This window comes from Solimonas soli DSM 21787, from assembly GCF_000474945.1.
GTDB classification, from domain to species: Bacteria; Pseudomonadota; Gammaproteobacteria; order Nevskiales; family Nevskiaceae; genus Solimonas; species Solimonas soli.
Genome location: NZ_KI440836.1, coordinates 280,102 through 296,236 on the forward strand (window position 1 = coordinate 280,102; position 16,135 = coordinate 296,236).

Sequence of the window (16,135 nt, forward strand, 5' to 3'; positions counted from 1 at the left end):
TTTCGTTCAGCTTGGCGACCCGATCGCCTTCTATCATCGGGCGCGTCCGTCCTGCGGACGCCACCTGCCACCGAGACCCCCATCATGAGAAGAATCGCCTGGATGCTGTGCGCCGTGCTGCCCGCCACCAGCCTGTTCGCGACGCTGCCCGCGCGCGCCGCCGACGCGCCGCCGCGCCTGGTCGCCGTCAACGGCGACGGCGAGGTCAGCGTCAAGCCGGACCGCGCGCGCCTGAACCTCGCCGCCGACGCGCTCAACGCCGATCTGAAGACCGCCGAGTCGCAGGTCAATGCCATCGTCCGCGCCTACCTCGCCGAGGCCAAGGCGCTGGGCTCGAAGGACGAGCAGATCTCCACCGCCGGCATCAGCATCAATCCGGAATACGTCTGGGACGACAAGCTGCGCCAGCAGAAGCTGGTCGGCTACCGCGCGCGCCGCGACATCGAGGTCGTCATCACCGATCTCGACAAGCTCGGCGACTACGTGCTGCGCGCCACCAAGGCCGGCGTCAATCACGTCAGCCCGCCGCAGCTCGAATCGAGCCGCAGCGACGAGCTGCAGCGCCAGGCGCTCGCCAAGGCCGCGCAGGACGCGCAGTCGCGCGCCAGGCTGCTCGCCGACACGCTCAACGTGAAGCTCGGCAGCGTGCGCAGCATCCGCGCCAACGAGGCCGTCGCGCCGCCGCGGCCGATCGCCTACAAGACCATGGCGATGGCGGAGGCCGCCGACGCCGGCAGCGGCAACGAGCAGCTCGGCTTCTCCGGCGGCGAGATCAAGTACAGCGCCTCGGTGTCGGCCGAGTTCGATCTGATCGAGCGCTGAGCGCGCCGATGGCGCGTGCGGGCTGCCCCGGCGGTGCGGCGGGGCGGTCCGCTTGTTTTATTTGATCGACTAATGGCTCAAACGACGCCCTAAAATCTCGGCGCTCGGCGGCGCTTCACCGGCGCCGCATGGCGTCGCAGTGCGCTTGCCGTCATGCAATGCGATAATGCTGCACTTTCCCCCCCGCGTTTTCCGAAGGGGCCGAAAGTGGCCAGCCGCACATCTACCGCCGTCCCTGCCGCCGTCGTCGGCATCATCATGGGCTCCCGCTCCGACTGGGAGACGATGGCGCACGCCGCGCAGACGCTCGACGAGCTCGGCGTTGCCTACGAAGCGCGCGTCGTCTCGGCGCACCGCACGCCCGATCTGCTCTTCGAATATGCCGAGCAGGCCGCCGCGCGCGGCATCAAGGTGATCATCGCCGGCGCCGGCGGCGCGGCGCATCTGCCGGGCATGTGCGCCGCCAAGACGAGGCTGCCGGTGCTCGGCGTGCCGGTGCAGAGCAAGGCGCTCAACGGGCTCGACTCGCTGCTGTCGATCGTGCAGATGCCGGCCGGCATCCCGGTCGGCACGCTGGCGATCGGCAAGGCCGGCGCCACCAATGCGGCGCTGCTGGCGACCGCGATCCTGGCGACGAACGACAAGCGCCTCGCCGCCAGGCTCGACCGCTTCCGCAAGGCGCAGACGGCCAAGGTCCTCGACGACGAACCGCTGAAGCTTCCCGCATGAAAGTTGGCATTCTCGGCGCGGGCCAGCTGGGACGGATGCTGGCCCTGGCGGGTTATCCGCTCGATTTCGATTTCGTCTTCCTCGATCCGGCGACGGAGGCCTGCGCGGCGCCGCTCGGCACGCACATCCACGCCGACTACGTCGACGAGCGCGCGCTCGCCGAATTCTGCGTCGCCGTCGACGTGGCGACCTACGAGTTCGAAAACGTGCCGGCGAAGACCGCCGAATTCGTCGCCGCGCGCATTCCGCTGCTGCCGGCGCCGGTCGCGCTGTCCGTCGGCCAGGACCGCCTCTCCGAGAAATCGCTGTTCGACAAGCTCGGCATTCCGGTGCCGCGCTACATGCCGGTGGCGACGCGCGAGGCGCTCGACTTCGCGGTCAAGAACATCGGCCTGCCGGCGGTGCTGAAGACGCGCCGCCTCGGCTACGACGGCAAGGGCCAGGCGGTGCTGAAGAAGCCCGGGGATCTCGACGCCGCCTGGGCGCGGCTCGGCGGCCAGCCGCTGATCCTAGAAGCCTTCGTGCCGTTCGAGCGCGAGCTGTCCTGCCTCGCCGTGCGCGGCAAGGACGGCGAGATGCGCTTCTATCCGGTCGTCGAGAACGTGCACCGCGACGGCATCCTGCGCACGGCGACGCCGAAAGCCGACGACCCGCTGCAGAAGGACGCCGAGGATTACGCGCGCCGTGTCTGCGCGCATCTCGGCTACGTCGGCGTGCTGGCCTTCGAGTTCTTCGTCGCCGGCGGTTCGACCGGCGGCAAGCTGCTGGCCAACGAGATCGCGCCGCGCGTCCACAATTCCGGGCACTGGACCATCGAGGGCGCGGTCTGCTCGCAGTTCGAGAACCACCTGCGCGCGATCGCCGGCCTGCCGCTCGGCTCGACGGCGCTGCGCGGCCTGTCGGTGATGGTCAACTTCATCGGCGACACGCCGAAAAACGAAGCGCTCGCCGCGATTCCCGGCGTGCACATCCATCACTACGGCAAGACGCCGAAGCCGCAGCGCAAGGTCGGCCACGCCACGGTCACCGCGGACGATGCCGCCGCGCTGGCCGAGCGCCTGGCGCGGCTGCAGACGCTGGTCGCGGCGGCCGAATCCTGAGCGCGCGCCGACCCTAGTCGCGGAACGGCTGCAGGCCGCCGCAGTAGGCCACCGCGACGCAGCCGGCGCCGACGTTGACCGCCGCCGTCGCCGACATCACGCTCGGCAGAAGCTCGATGCCGTGCCGCGCGGCGGTTTCGCGCAGCGGCGCGTAGCCGGGCAGCACGTCGAGTTCCGCCGGTTCGCCGCCATAGCTGACGCAGACGTGCGACGTCCGCAGATCGCCGGTCTCGATCTGCCGCGCGACGTGCGCGAACGTGCGTTCGACGGCCTGGTCGTAGCCGCGCACGCGCGCCACGGCCTGCGTATCGCCCTGATAGCCGAGGATGACGGGGCGCAGATCGAGCGTCGCGCCGAGCGCATAGCTGAACCAGTCGACGCTTTTCTCGCCCTTCTTCTGCGCGCGCCGGTGCAGATGGTAGAGATCGCCGGGCACAATGTAGGCGCAGAGCTGATCGCGCATCACGTCGAGATGGCGGCGCAGCTCGAACGGCGTCATGCCGGCGCGCGCGCACTTCGCCGCTTCGGCGACCAGCACGCCGGTGCCGCTGAACATCGAGCGCGAATCGATCACGCGCAGCACGAAAGGGCCGCGCCCGGACGGCGCCGACTGCTCGTCGGCGAGGATCACGAAGGCGGCCTTGGCGGCGTTCTCGAACATCGAGCTGCGCGTCGCGCTGATCGTCACGCAGAACACGTAGTCGTAGAACGGCACCACGCGGCGCAGCAGGAGCGCGCGCAGCTGGTCCACGCCATAGGCCTGCGTGTTCGCCTCGAAGCCGCGCGCCGCCAGCTGCTCGGCATAGAAGCGCCGCGTCGTGCGGCGATCGCGCACGTCGTCGAAGCGTTCGTCGCCGAGCTGGATCGTCACCGGCAGCACGCCGATGTCGTGGGCGCGCAGGAATTCGGCGGGCAGATCGCAGGTCGCGTCCGTGACGACGCCGACACGCATGGGGGCTCCGGTGCAGGATGGCAGGCGATTATGCGCGGCGCCCGGCGATGCGCCGCCGGCGGGCTGACGAACGTGGCGAAAGCACGCCCTGAAGCGCGGCGGCGGATGGCGGCCGCCGCCGGCGCGCCGCGCGCGGCCGCTCAGCCGTGCGCCGGACGCGGCGCCTGCATCGCCGGGCGCAGCTTCAGCATGCGCTCGAGGCGGTCGTCCTTGCGCATCCAGATGCTGTTGATCCAGGCCTGGAAACGCGCGCGAAACTCCGGGTCGCTCTCATAATCCCCGTGCATCAGCTCGGCCGGAATCGGCAGGACGTCGACGTGCACGGCGAGCTGGTCCTGCTCGCCGCTGAGCCAGCCCCAGAGATAGGCGCGGCGGCTCGGGCGGTAGGCGATCGTCACGTCGATGATGCCGGCGAACTGCTCGCCCATGGCATTGAGCGTGAAGCTCATGCCGCCGGCCTTCGGCCGCAGCAGATGGCGGTACGGCGACTGCCGGGCGACGCGCTTGGCCTCGGTGAAGCGCGTGCCTTCGAGGAAGTTGATGACCGTGACCGGCTCGCTGCGGTAGAGCTCGCAGGCGCGGCGCGTCGCTTCGAGATCCTGGCCCTTCAGCTCGGGCCGCGCGTCGAGCTGCGCCTTGCTGTAGCGGCGCATGAAGGGAAAATCCATCGCCCAGCAGGCGAGGCCGATCACCGGCACATACTTCAGCTCGTGCTTGAGGAAGAAGCGCGGGAACGGCACGCGGCCGTGCAGGAGATCGAAGAGCAGCAGGATGTCGGCCCAGGACTGGTGGTTGCCGATCAGCAGATAGTTGCGCCGCGGATCGAGCGGCGTGCGGATCGCGACGTCCCACTGCACGGCGTGCAGCAGGCGCATCATCACCTTGTTGATCGACACCCAGTTGCTCGCGATCCACACGCAGTAATGACTGCAGGCGCGCTGCAGGGGCGGGTACGGAACCAGCTTCAGCAGCAGTGCCGGAATCATCAGCGCGAAGGCGCCGACCGTGGTCGTCAGGATCGCCGCGCCGGTGATGAGGCCGACGACGCTGGGAGGGAAGATCACCGAAAACATCGCGGCACCTCGCTTTGCGCCGGCTCACGCGGGCCCGCGCCGTCCTGGGTTCAGCCGGCCCTGTGGTAGGCCGGGCTCAAGTTTCGCACGGCTTCGATCATCGCCGCCGCATGCTCGGGCGGCGCCGACGGCGTGATGCCGTGGCCGAGATTGAAGACGTGGCCCTCGCCATGGCCGAAGCTCGCCAGGGTGCGCGCCACCGCCGCCTCGATCTTCGCCGGCGCGGCGTACAGCCAGGCCGGATCGAGATTGCCCTGCAGCGCGACGCGGTGGCCGACGCGGGCGCGCGCGGCGCCGAGATCGGTCGTCCAGTCGAGGCCCAGCGCGTCGGCGCCGGTGTCGGCCATCGCTTCCAGGTGCTGGCCGCCGTTCTTGGTGAAGAGGATCACCGGCACCTCCGGCAGCACGCGCTTGAGGTGCGCGACGATCTTCGCCATCGGCTGCAGCGAGAAGCGCAGGTAATCGGCCGGCGCCAGCACGCCGCCCCAGGTGTCGAACACCATCAGCGCGTCGGCGCCGGCGGCGGCCTGCGCTTCCAGGTACAGGCTCACCGACGCGACGAGCTTGGCGAGCAGCGCGTCGAGCAGCTCCGGCGCGTCGTAGGCCATGCGCTTGATGGTGTGGAAATCCGAACCGCCGGCGCCTTCGACCATGTAGGTCGCCAGCGTCCAGGGGCTGCCGGAGAAGCCGATCAGCGGCAGCCGGTCGCCGAGCGCGCCGCGGATCGTCGCCACCGCGTCCATGACGTAGCGCAGCTCCGTGTGCGGATCGGGCACCGGCAGCTGCGCGATCGCGCGCTCGTCGCGCAGCGGCCGCTCGAACACCGGGCCTTCGCCTTCGACGAAGCGCAGGCCGAGCCCCATGGCGTCGGGAATGGTCAGGATGTCGGAGAACAGGATCGCGGTGTCGAGCGGGAAGCGCGCGAGCGGCTGCAGCGTCACTTCGCAGCACAGCTCCGGGTTGCGGCACAGCGCCATGAAGTCGCGGGCCTTCTTGCGGCTCTCGCGGTACTCCGGCAGGTAGCGGCCGGCCTGGCGCATCATCCAGGCCGGCGTGTAGTCCACCGGCTGGCGCTTCAGCGCGCGCAGGAAGCGGTCGTTCTGCAACTTGCGTGTGCTCATGCGCGCGCCCCCAGCGCTGCGACGATTTCCGCCTGGATCTGCTGCGCCATCGCGCGCGGATCGGCGGCGTCGCGGATCGGCCGGCCGATGACGAGATAGTCGGCGCCGGCCCTGATCGCCGCGCTCGGCGTCATGATGCGCTTCTGGTCGGCTTCGACGCGGTTCTCGACCGGGCGGATGCCCGGCGTCACGCAGATCAGTTCGCGCGGGGCCTCGGCGCGCAGCTTCTCGACTTCGAGGCCCGAGGACACCACGCCGTCGCAGCCGGCGGCGAGCGCGCGACGCGCCCGCGACAGCACGAGCTCGGCGACATTGCACTGAAAGCCGAGGTCGTCGAGATCGCCCTGGTCGAGGCTGGTCAGCGCCGTCACCGCGAGCACCCTGGTGTTGCCGGACTTGGCCTTGGCCGCCGCTTCCATGATCGACTGGTTGCCGTGGATCGTGCAGAAGTCGGCGCCGCGCTCGGACAGATTGCGCACGGCGCGCGCGACGGTTTCCGGAATGTCGAAGAACTTCAGGTCGACGAACACCTTCTTGCCTTGGTCCTTCAGCGCCGCGAGCAGCTCGAAGAAGCCCGGCGCCATCAGCAGCTCGAGGCCGATCTTGTAGAAGTGCACCGCGTCGCCGAGCGTGGCGACGAGCTGGCGGGCATCGGCGGCGGTCGGCACGTCGAGCGCGGCGATCAGGCGATCCTGCGCGGCAATCATGGGAGGTCCGGGAGAGAAGACGCGTGTTTCGGAGAGCTAGCCGCGAATTGTCCGCCCCCGTGACGCCGACGGCAACCGGCGCGCGCGTCGGCGCCCGCCGATACGCCGGCCGAGCCCTGCGGCGCGCTGCCGCCGGGTCCGGCAAATTCCCTTCTCCCGTCGCGCCGCGATGCGGGCGCGCGGTGCCGCGCAGGCCTTGCCCGCGGGCTCACCCGTCGCCGGGCGGACGGGGACGGGCGCGAATCCCGACGCCGCTCACGGCTTCAGCGGCGTGAAGCCGTAGCGCGAGAACGTCGCCGCCATCGCCGGCGACTGCAGGAAGGCGTAGAACGCGGCCGACTCCGGCGAGGCGTCCTTGAGCAGCGCGAACGGATAGACGACGGGCTTGTGCGAGCCTTCCGGGAAGGTGGCGACGATCTCCACCCGGTCGCTGATCGCCGCGTCGGTCGCGTAGACGATGCCGAGCGGGCACTCGGCGCGCTCGACGAAGGCCAGCGCCGTGCGCACGTCATCGGTGCCGACGATGCGCGGCTTCAGCGCCTCCCACCAGCCGAGTGTGGTCAGCGCTTCCTGCGCATAGATGCCGGCCGGCACCACGCCCGGCTCGCCGGTGCACAGGCGGCCCTCGAACGCGCCCGGCAGGTCGAAGCCGGCTTCGAGGCGGATGCCGGCCGGCGCCCGGCCTTTCGGCGCGATCAGCACCAGCGCATTACCGAGCAGATTGCGGCGCGTGCCGGGCCGCAGTGCACCGGCCTTCTCGACGTAGTCCATCCACGACAGATCGGCCGAAGCGAAGAGGTCGGCCGGCGCGCCGGCCTCGATCTGCTTGGCGAGCGTCGACGACGCCGCATAGACCGTGAGCGGCGCCGCATGGCCGGCTTTCTGCCATTGCTGGGCGGCATCGTTGATCGCGGTCGTGAGGCTCGCCGCCGCGTAAATCCGTGCCGGCCCGGCGGCGTGCGCCGCCGATATCAGCAGCAGGGCGCCCAATAGCGGCCACAGGCCGCGCAGCATGGCTTTCATGATCGAGCTCTGGGGTTTTCGTGGATGGTCTGGACGACGGGCTTCGTTATGTACTTAACTATATAACGCATGCCTCATGCAAGGCGACTCCGACGCAGCAGCTCGCCTGAATCAGCCAACATCCTGGGAGAAACACCGATGAAGCGATACATCCGGGCCGCTCGCTCGGCCTCAGGCTCCTTGCTGCTCGCACTCGCCGCCGCGCACGCGGCGCCGGTGCTGGCCAAGGACGATCTGCTCGAAACGCTCGCGCGCAAAGGCGTCATCAGCGCCGACGAATACGCGAAGCTGAAGGACCAGCAGCCGAAATCTTCGGCACCGACGTTGTCGACCGATGACGGCCTGAAGTTCGCGTCCGCCGACGGCGCGTTCTCGCTGCAGGTCGGCGCGCTTCAGCAGATCGACTACGCGGCGTTCGACGCCGACGGCAGCGATCTATCGGACGGCACCGAATTGCGCCGCTCGCGGCTGTCACTCGGCGGCACGCTGTTCAAGGACTGGCAATACCGCGTCGAATACGAATTCGCGAAGTCCGCGGCCGTCACGCAGGTCACCGACGCCTACGTCGCCTATACGCGGCTCAAGCCGTTCACGGTGACGATCGGCCAGTTCAAGCCCTCGTTCTCGATGGAAGCGCTGAGCCAGGACAAGAGCGCGACATTCATGGAACGCGCCCTGCCGTTCTACATCGTCTCGCCGCTGATCGTGCGCGCGCCCGGCGTCCAGCTCTCGGATTCCGGCACGCACTGGTCGATGGCCGGCGGCATTTTCGGCGCACCGCTCGGCGACAGCAGTTCGGGCGATGAAGGCTGGGGCGCCGCCGCCCGTGCGACCGCCGCGCCGTATCTGACCGAGAAGGCGGTCGTCCATCTCGGTCTCGGCGCCACCTGGCGCAAGCCGACCGCCGACAACAACGGCACGCCGCCCGCCGCGACCAGCGCCGTCGCGTTCAGCGCCAAGCCGGAATCGAATCAGGCGCCCAGCTTTCTCAGCACCAAGGCGATGCTCGACGTGACGAGTTTCCGCATCGTCGGCACCGAACTCGCCGGTGCCTGCGGGCCGGCCTCGCTGCAGAGCGAATACGAATGGATCAAGGTCGAGCGCGACAACGGTCAGGACGATCTGGCGTTCACCACCTGGTACCTGCAGTTCGCGTACACGCTGACCGGCGAAGTGCGACCGTACAAGGTCGACAGGGGCGTGTTCGACGGCATCAAGCCGGTCAAGTCGTTCGGCGCCAGCGGCTGGGGCGCGTTCGAAGCGGCGGCGCGCATCTCGCAGCTCGATCTCAACGACGGCAGCGTGACCGGCGGCAACATGCGCGACATGACGCTCGGGGTGTCCTGGTACCTCAACGCCTTCATGCGCATCAGCGCGAACTACGTGAAAGTGCTGAAGCTCGACGGCGGCACGTACGACGACCAGAAGCCGTCGGTCTACCAAATGCGCCTGCAGCTCGCGTTCTGAGCCCCGCGCCGGGCGCCGGACAAGCGCGGCGGCGGCCTCATTGCGGCCTATGCCGCCTTGTCCGGCACTGGAGCGGGCAGTTGGCCTGACGTCGTGTTCGCCTTTCCTGGCATGCCATGAAAGGCGGACGCCGCCTGACGGCTACACAATGAGCGACGGCAACGACAGCAACGACAGCAGCAGCGCAGCCGCCAGCATCCGCCGCGGCGCGTACGACAGCATCAACACGGCAAACAGCGCGGCAGCCGTGAGCAGCCCGCACCACCGCACCGCGCCGATCGGCACGCCGCCGTGCGTGGCCGACGCGGCGAACGAGGCGAGCAGCAGTGCCCAGCCTGCCAGACGCAGCCACGGAGCTCGAGATTCGGGCAGTGTCCTGCCGACGATCTCGCGCTGGTGGCGCGACATCGACAGGCATAGCGCGAGAAAGCCCGCGTAGCCGAGCGTGAAGGCCAGCGCGATCATGCCGGCTCCGGCGAGCCCTCATCGCGGCGCGGCGCGCACGCGGCGGAGGCGCGAGAGCGCAGCTTCCATGCGAGCGTCGCGAACAGCGCGCCGAGCGCGAGCATCGTCAGATCAAAGCTTGCGAGCACCCAGTCGCCATGCGGCAGCGTCACGCCGAGATGTCGTTCACTCGTCAGCGCGTTGAGCAGCGGCAACAGCGCGAACAGCAGCGCCGCCGCCGCAAACTGCTCGCACCAGCCGCGCCGCGTCGGCCGCAGCGCGGCGTGAACGAAGGCCAGCGCCCAGGCGATGAACAAGGCATGCACCTCCCAGTCCGCGCGCGCGGCGAGCGTCGCCGGCAGCAGGCGGTTCGCCCAGAAATATGCGGCGATCGCGCAGGGCAGGCCGGCGACCGTCGCGAGGTTCAGCCGTTCGACGAGTCCGTGGCCGAAGCTCGTGCGGCCCGCCTTGAGTTGCTGCGGCCGGCGCTTCACCGTCCACAGCACCAGACCCGTTGCGATCATTGCGGCGCCGAGCGCGCCGGAGACGAAGTACAGCCAGCGCAAGACGGGGCCGGCGAAATGGCCCTCGTGCAGCGCCAGCATCGCGTTCTGCGTCGCCCTCGCGGCGCGCTCGGCTGCAGGCGCGTCGAGCAGCGTGCCGTGCACGTCGAACGTCAGCCGTTCCGACCGCGCGAGATTCGCGCCGTCGCGGCGCAGGACGTTGATCCGCGCATTCGCATCGCCCGGCATCTGCACGCTGAGATTGCGGACGCTGCCCGCGCCCCAGCGCCGCTCGGCCTCGGTGAGCAGCGACAGCAGCGGCGGCAGAGGCTGTGCGACGCCGCTGCGCTCGACCTGCGTAAAGCCCGGACTCAGCTCGCTGTAGAACGTATCGCGCTCACCGATGCCGTAAACGCTCGCGAGGCCCGCCGGCATGTACGTGAACAGGAAGAACACCAGACCGCTGTAGGTGATCATCAGGAAAAACGGCAGCGCGGTGACGCTGATGACGTTGTGCGCGTCGAGCCAGGAGCGCTGCCCCTTCGCCGGCCTGAACGTGAAGAAGTCCTTGAAGATCTTCTTGTGCGTGATGACGCCGGTGATGATCGCCACCAGCATGACCATCGTGCAGAAGCCGACGATCAGCACCGCGGTGTCGTAGTTCAGGTAATGCAGTTGATAGTGCATGCGATACAGCACGAAGCCGCCGCCGGTGTCGCGCGGCGGGGCGCCGGGCACCACGGCACCGGCCGCGTCGAGCACTTCGCTCCGCACCCGGTGCCGCCCGCGCGCCTCGCCCTGCCCCGTGCGATCGCGCCACGACACGCTGAGGTTCGGACTGTTGCGCCCGCCTTGCAGGTTGATCGCCCAGGAATCGGCGTCCGGCGCGCGCTGTTGCAGATGCGCCTGCGCCAGCGCCACCGCGCGCGCCGGTTCCACGTAAGGCGTCGCCATCGGCAGTTCGGGCTTCATCCAGCGATCGATTTCGCTGTAGAAGTAGCCGGCGGTGCCGGTCACGAACACGAAATACAGCACCCAGCCGACGACGAGGCCGGTCCAGGTGTGCAGCCAGGCCATGCCCTGGCGGAAGCTGTCTTTCACTGGCTTGCCCCTGATGCTGCCCGCTCTCCAATTCGCTCCCGCAGGCGGCGGCGGGATCTCGTTCTCAAGCGCGCCGGCGTTGAACTCCCTTTGCCGCCTGCGGGAGCGAATCGGGGAGCGGGACTTTTTCTCATGGCGGAACGCCGGTTCAAACGCAGAACCCTCGCTGCACCAGCAGCAGCACCGCGCCGCTGAGGCCGATCGCAATGCCCAGCCCGCGCCAGACCCGCGCGGCGCTGTTCGCCGCGAATACCCAGAGCACGATGCCCGCGTACAGCGCGAAGCTCAGCATCGTCGCCGCCAGCACCGACTCGGCGCGCGGCCCCGGCAGCAGGTGCGCGAGCAGCGCCGTGGCGAGCGAGGTCAGCAGGTAGCCGCCGAACACGGCGGCGAGCACGCGCGAGAGGACAGCGAGGCGATGCGCGCGTCCGCCACGGACGCGCGATGAACGCCCCGATCCATGCTTGCCCGCCGTCATCGCGATGCCTGCGCCTTGGCTTCAGAACTTTCCGCGCACCGTCACGATCCAGTTACGCGGTTCGCCGTAACGGTTGCCGTTCGTCAGCGTGCCGAGCCGCTGGTAGTAGGTCTTGTCGGTGACGTTGTTGACGTTGAGGCTCAGGTTCCAGTGCGGATCAACCTGATAGCCGAGGCGCGCGCTCCAGATTGAATACCCGCCCTGCGTGATGCGGTTGGTGCCGCTCAGGTTGTAGATATCGCTCTGCGCGTTCACGCCGCCGCCGATGTTCCATGCGTTCCAGGCGCCGGGCAGACGATAGGTCGCCCAGAGCTTGAACAGGTGTTCCGGCGTGGTGCTGCGGAACGGCTTGCCTTCGTTGCTGCTCGGCTCGCCGGTGCGTGTGCGGTCACGCAGGTACTTCGTCTTGACGTAGGTGTAGCCGGCCACCGCGTTCAGCCCTGGCAGCATCTCGCCGGAGAGTTCCGTCTCCAAACCTTGAGCGCGCACCTTGCCCTGTGCGAGGTAGCAGTCGCCGCCGGTCGGCGAGCCGGCGCAAGGCTGCAGGTTGTCGGGATCAAGCTGCGAGCGGTTTTCCTCGTCGATGCGGAACGCGGCGAACGAGGTATTGAGGCGTCCGTCGTAAAATTCGCCCTTTGCGCCAGCTTCGTAGTTGATGCCGACCGCCGGTTTGAGCGGATCGCCCGACGCGGTGTACTGCGTGTTCTGGACGCGGAAAATTTCAGCGTAGCTGGCATAGGCGGACCAGTGCTCGGAAAGGTCGGCCACCAGCCCCGCGAACGGCGTCAGCTGGTTCTTGTCCTCGTCCTTGGTCTTGGTATGCGCCGCGTGATCCTTCGATTCGCTGATCGCCGTACTCAAGCGCAGGCCCGTGATCAGCTTCCATGAGTCCGTCAGACTCCAGCGCGCTGTGCCGTATACCGCCTGATCGATGGAACTGGACTCGGTGTTACCGAGCGTGAGCGGCCCGAATGCGGGTGACGGTACCGACCAGGGATCGAACTCGAAGATCGTCTGCGTGATCGGCGACGAGGCGGCGGTGGCGCTGCGCTCCCTCTGATTGACGAATTCCGAGCGCGTCCCGCCCAGCACGAGTTCATGCGTGCGCCCGAGCAGGTCGAAGCGGCCATTGAGCATCAGGTCATAGGCCGAGACTTTCGCCGGAGAGCGCCGCAGGTAGAAAAGAGCGCCGTAGGCCGGAACCCGTTGTGTCAGCGGATCGACGGCCATCATGGTGCTGGTCATCGCTCCACCCTGCACGCGATTCTGGAAATCAGCATTCAGACGCAAGGACCAGCGTTCACCGAAACGCTGGTCCAGGCCGACGAACAGGGTATCGACATCGGTGTAGTAGCGATTCCAGGCCGGCGCCATCCCGCGCGAGGAGCGCGGCAGGCCGAGATCGCGGCCATCGCTGTAGCGCGGCAGGCCGTTGATCGCAATATTGCCGTCGTATCGCTCGATGCTGCCGCCGGCATTGAGCGTGGTGCTTTCGCTCAAATCGAGCTCAACAATGCCGTACCCGGACGGACGGCGTGAGTCTTCGAGGTCGATGAAAGTTTCGCGGTCCTCGTAGGTCATGACGGCACGACCCCGCAGGCTGCCGCTGGCATTCAGCGCGCGGCCGACATCGATTTCCGCGTAGTTGTTGTTCCAGCGTCCGCGCCGCAGCGAAACACTGACTTGAGGCTCCACCGCCGGACGCTTGCGCACCAGGTTGACGGTGCCTCCCGCGGAGCCCGTGCTGTAAACCAGTCCCGCGGAACCGCGGAGCACTTCGACGCGATCATAAAACGCCAGATTGGGCACATAGCCGGAGTACGCGTTGCCGAGGGCGGGCATGCCGTCGACGAGATTGCTGGTCATCGAGAAGCCGCGCGCGGTATAGGAAACCGTGTTCGCATTGGCGGTGGACGAGGTGATGCCGGTGGCGACTTCCATCGCATCGTCGAGCGTGACGAAATTGCGATCCTCGATCTGCTGGCGCGTGATGACGCTGACCGACTGCGGCGTTTCGCGCGGCGACAGCGGCAGGCGGGTGGACGTGCTCGCCGAACGCACCGTGTAGGAAGCGGTGCCTTCCGTCACGTCGTCGGGCGGCGCGTCCGCCGTCACGTGCACGGCCTGCATCAGCGTCGCCCCTTCGCTCGGCGGCCGGACGATCAGCCAGGTGCCGTCCGGCTGCTGTTCGACGGCCAGCCCCGAACCCGCAAGCAAGCGCTCCAGCGCTTCGCGTGGCGTGAATTCGCCGCTCAGCGCCGGAGCGCTGCGGCCCGCCGCGAGGTCCGTCGGGAACACGATCTGGATGCCGGTTTTCTGCGCCAGCGCGTTGATCGCCTGATCGAGCGGCTGCGCGGGCAGGTCGAGGTGGGCGGCGGCCTGCGCGTAAGCCGCCGCCGGCGCGAGCAGGGCGGCGGACAGCAGCAGGCAAACGAGGCGGAACGGGCGCACGGCAACTCCTGGCGGAACGGGTGTGCCGGGTTTGCCGAACGGCAGCTGCGGATATGGATGCCGGCCGTGAATTCTTTTTTGCGTGCCGGCGCGGTTTTCAGGATTTGCGCAGACCGATCTCGACGCCGCCGTCGGCCGTGCGCCGCAGGTCCACCGGCAGGATGCGCGGCAGCGCATCGAGCATGGCGTCGGGACGGGCGGTGTCGAACTGGCCGGAGATGCGCAGTTGCGCGGCGCCTGCATCGGCGATGCGGGCCGGCGCGCGGCGGTAGCGGGCGATCTCGGCGACGGCCTCGGCCAGCGGCGTGCCGTCGAAGACGATGCGGCCTTCGCGCCACGCCAGGTCCTGCATCCGCACCGTGGCCGCCGAGCGCAGCTTGCCGTGGTCCAGCTCGATGCCGCTGCCGGCGCCGAGGCGCTGGATGCCGTCCGGCGAGCGGACTTCGACCTCGCCCGCGAAGACCTGCACGCGGATGCGCGCATCGGCCTGCCGCACGGCGAAGACGGTGCCGATGTCGGTGATCCGGACGTCGTCCACGGCGACGCTGAAGCGCCGCAGCTTTGAGGCGGCGACGTCGAACGCGGCCTCGCCGCGCAGCAGCGTGAGCCGGCGCGAGCGCAGGTGCCATTCGGCGCGCAGCGCGCTGCCGGTGTTCAGTGACAGGCGGCTGCCGTCGGCCAGTGTCCAGTCGCGGTGCTCGCCGATGGCGGTCTGGAAACTCTGCGTGCGGTAGGCGGGATCGCGCCAGCCCAGAAACGCGGCGCCGATGGCGATCACGGCGACGGCGAAGGTGCGCCGCGCCGCGCGGCGGCGGCGGGCGGCGCGGTAGATCACCTCCGGCTCCGGGTAATGCGCGCGCAGCGCGGCCTTGTACGGGGCGAGCGGATCGGGCGCTGTCATGGGCGTGAGTCCGCATCGATCAGGGGCCGCAGGGTCTGCATGGCGCGCATGATGTGCTTGGCGACCATGTTCTGGGAAATGCCGAGCCGCCGCGCGATCTCGCGCTGCGGCACGTCGTTGAGCTTGTGCAGGATGAAGACGTCGCGGCAGCGCGGCGGCAGGTCGCCGATCGCGGCGAGCAGCGCGCGCAGGGTCTGTTCGCCTTCGCACGCTTCTTCCGGACCGGAGACCGGCGCCTGCTCCACGTCGGCGCCGGCATCGAGCGGCAGCAGGCGGCGGCGGCCGGATTCGATGCGATGGTGATCGATCGCCAGATGCGTCGCCACGCGCTGCAGGAAGGCCTGCGGATTGCGGATCGCTGCCTGCGGCGGCGCTTCCAGCAGCTTGAGGCAGGCGTCGTGGACCACGTCGCGCGCCTCGTTGTGGCTGGCGAAGCGCCAGCGCAGGCGGTCGACCAGCGCTTCGTAGCTTTCGACGAGCGCGGCGATCAGCGCCGTTTCGGTGGCGGGCTTCATGGCCGCGGCCTGCCGGAATCAGCACGCAACGAGCAGGGGAATCGTCTTGCCATGGCAGCCCGTATCCGTGGATACCCTGGCTGCTGGACGCTGGCTGAGGCGGGAAATGAGGCGCCAGTATAGGCGCACGGGGTGCCGCCGCGCTCAGTAGCCGGAGATCAGGAAATCGACCGCGGCGAGAATGTCCTGACGCGCCGCGCTCAGGTCCGCGACTTCGTCGCGCAAGTCATGGACCGGCAGGGCGACAAGGTCGGCCGCGGACATCACGACACGGCACTGTTCCACCGTCAGTACCGGATGGAGGCGCGCCATACGGCCGGTAAAGTGCCGCTCAAGGACCAGCGGTGCGATCAGCCGCGTACCCAGATCGAACAGGTCGGACTGCACGTCGAGCAGATAGGGAACCCGGTCGCGGCTGCGGCGGTGATTCCGGTAAGCGCGAAACTGCGCCATCTAAAGCGAAACCATATCCTGATTCCACGCGCCCTCACGCTCCACGCGCGCTCGATAATCCGCCAGTGCCTTACGGTTCTCCTCCAGCCAGCGCCGGCCCTTTTCCTCGCGCAGCGCCTGCTCCAGTTTTTCTTCGAGGAAGCGCGAGAGGTTGAAGTTGGCCTCGCGCGCCTCCTCGATCAGGCTTTCGCGAATGCTGAGATTGAGGCGGCGGCGCGGGTCCGCGGCGGATGATGGCATGGTCATGGCCGGTACTCCATAGATTGCGCACACATTATGCGCATTCGCAGCGGAT

The 16,135-nt window shown here is 68.7% G+C and carries 17 protein-coding genes; 4 read left to right on the top strand and 13 right to left on the bottom strand.

The genetic code is table 11. The annotated features are described in order from the left end of the window. Positions 1-84: 84 nt before the first annotated feature. The 3 genes from K344_RS0113455 (at position 85) to K344_RS0113465 (ending at position 2,651) form a co-directional block, all read left to right on the top strand. Complete coding sequence (locus tag K344_RS0113455) at positions 85-822, top strand: SIMPL domain-containing protein (RefSeq protein WP_028081105.1); 738 nt, start codon at positions 85-87, stop codon at positions 820-822. A gap of 258 nt (positions 823-1,080) precedes the next feature. Then, complete coding sequence (gene purE / locus K344_RS0113460) at positions 1,081-1,551, top strand: 5-(carboxyamino)imidazole ribonucleotide mutase (RefSeq protein WP_051362217.1); 471 nt, start codon at positions 1,081-1,083, stop codon at positions 1,549-1,551. Then, a complete protein-coding gene (locus K344_RS0113465; protein WP_028081107.1) occupies positions 1,548-2,651 on the top strand; it encodes a 5-(carboxyamino)imidazole ribonucleotide synthase in 1,104 nt (367 codons plus the stop codon). Before purE ends, K344_RS0113465 begins: the two co-directional genes overlap by 4 nt. A 13-nt stretch (positions 2,652-2,664) precedes the next feature. On the opposite strand, the gene K344_RS0113470 is transcribed toward K344_RS0113465, so the two are convergent. The 5 genes from K344_RS0113470 to modA form a co-directional block, all read right to left on the bottom strand. After that, positions 2,665-3,603, bottom strand: a complete 939-nt coding sequence (locus K344_RS0113470; protein ID WP_028081108.1) for a DegV family protein — start codon at positions 3,601-3,603, stop codon at positions 2,665-2,667. Positions 3,604-3,743: 140 nt separating this feature from the next. Further along, the gene (gene yihG / locus K344_RS0113475) at positions 3,744-4,676 is read right to left on the bottom strand and encodes a 1-acylglycerol-3-phosphate O-acyltransferase, YihG family (protein WP_028081109.1); all 933 of its coding nucleotides are present in this window, start codon (positions 4,674-4,676) and stop codon (positions 3,744-3,746) included. A 50-nt stretch (positions 4,677-4,726) separates the two neighbouring features. Then, a complete protein-coding gene (gene hemE, locus K344_RS0113480; protein ID WP_028081110.1) occupies positions 4,727-5,797 on the bottom strand; it encodes a uroporphyrinogen decarboxylase in 1,071 nt (356 codons plus the stop codon). Further along, on the bottom strand, positions 5,794-6,504 hold the full coding sequence (gene pyrF / locus K344_RS0113485; protein WP_028081111.1) for an orotidine-5'-phosphate decarboxylase: 711 nt from the start codon (positions 6,502-6,504) through the stop codon (positions 5,794-5,796). Before pyrF ends, hemE begins: the two co-directional genes overlap by 4 nt. 255 nt (positions 6,505-6,759) lie before the next feature. Continuing rightward, positions 6,760-7,518, bottom strand: coding sequence for a molybdate ABC transporter substrate-binding protein (gene modA, locus K344_RS0113490; RefSeq protein ID WP_028081112.1), 759 nt, complete (start codon positions 7,516-7,518; stop codon positions 6,760-6,762). A 147-nt stretch (positions 7,519-7,665) separates the two neighbouring features. On the opposite strand from modA, the gene K344_RS21705 reads away from it, so the two are divergent. Continuing rightward, entirely contained in the window at positions 7,666-8,994 is a 1,329-nt protein-coding gene (locus K344_RS21705; protein ID WP_211234545.1) for an OprO/OprP family phosphate-selective porin, read from the top strand. A 141-nt stretch (positions 8,995-9,135) separates the two neighbouring features. On the opposite strand, the gene K344_RS0113500 is transcribed toward K344_RS21705, so the two are convergent. From K344_RS0113500 to K344_RS0113535, 8 genes are all read right to left on the bottom strand, one after another. Further along, entirely contained in the window at positions 9,136-9,459 is a 324-nt protein-coding gene (locus K344_RS0113500; protein ID WP_051362220.1) for a DUF3325 domain-containing protein, read from the bottom strand. Then, positions 9,456-11,042, bottom strand: coding sequence for a PepSY-associated TM helix domain-containing protein (locus K344_RS21710; protein ID WP_051362221.1), 1,587 nt, complete (start codon positions 11,040-11,042; stop codon positions 9,456-9,458). Before K344_RS21710 ends, K344_RS0113500 begins: the two co-directional genes overlap by 4 nt. Positions 11,043-11,190: 148 nt before the next feature. Further along, a complete protein-coding gene (locus tag K344_RS21715; RefSeq protein ID WP_043114475.1) occupies positions 11,191-11,520 on the bottom strand; it encodes a hypothetical protein in 330 nt (109 codons plus the stop codon). A 21-nt stretch (positions 11,521-11,541) separates the two neighbouring features. Beyond that, positions 11,542-13,971, bottom strand: a complete 2,430-nt coding sequence (locus K344_RS21720; RefSeq protein WP_051362222.1) for a TonB-dependent siderophore receptor — start codon at positions 13,969-13,971, stop codon at positions 11,542-11,544. 97 nt (positions 13,972-14,068) lie between these two features. Next, on the bottom strand, positions 14,069-14,872 hold the full coding sequence (locus K344_RS0113520) for a FecR family protein (protein ID WP_028081114.1): 804 nt from the start codon (positions 14,870-14,872) through the stop codon (positions 14,069-14,071). Next, on the bottom strand, positions 14,869-15,387 hold the full coding sequence (locus K344_RS0113525; protein ID WP_028081115.1) for an RNA polymerase sigma factor: 519 nt from the start codon (positions 15,385-15,387) through the stop codon (positions 14,869-14,871). Before K344_RS0113525 ends, K344_RS0113520 begins: the two co-directional genes overlap by 4 nt. Before the next feature lie 144 nt (positions 15,388-15,531). Continuing rightward, a complete protein-coding gene (locus tag K344_RS0113530) occupies positions 15,532-15,840 on the bottom strand; it encodes a CcdB family protein (RefSeq protein ID WP_028081116.1) in 309 nt (102 codons plus the stop codon). Then, complete coding sequence (locus K344_RS0113535) at positions 15,841-16,086, bottom strand: type II toxin-antitoxin system CcdA family antitoxin (protein ID WP_028081117.1); 246 nt, start codon at positions 16,084-16,086, stop codon at positions 15,841-15,843. Between the last annotated feature and the right edge of the window lie 49 nt (positions 16,087-16,135).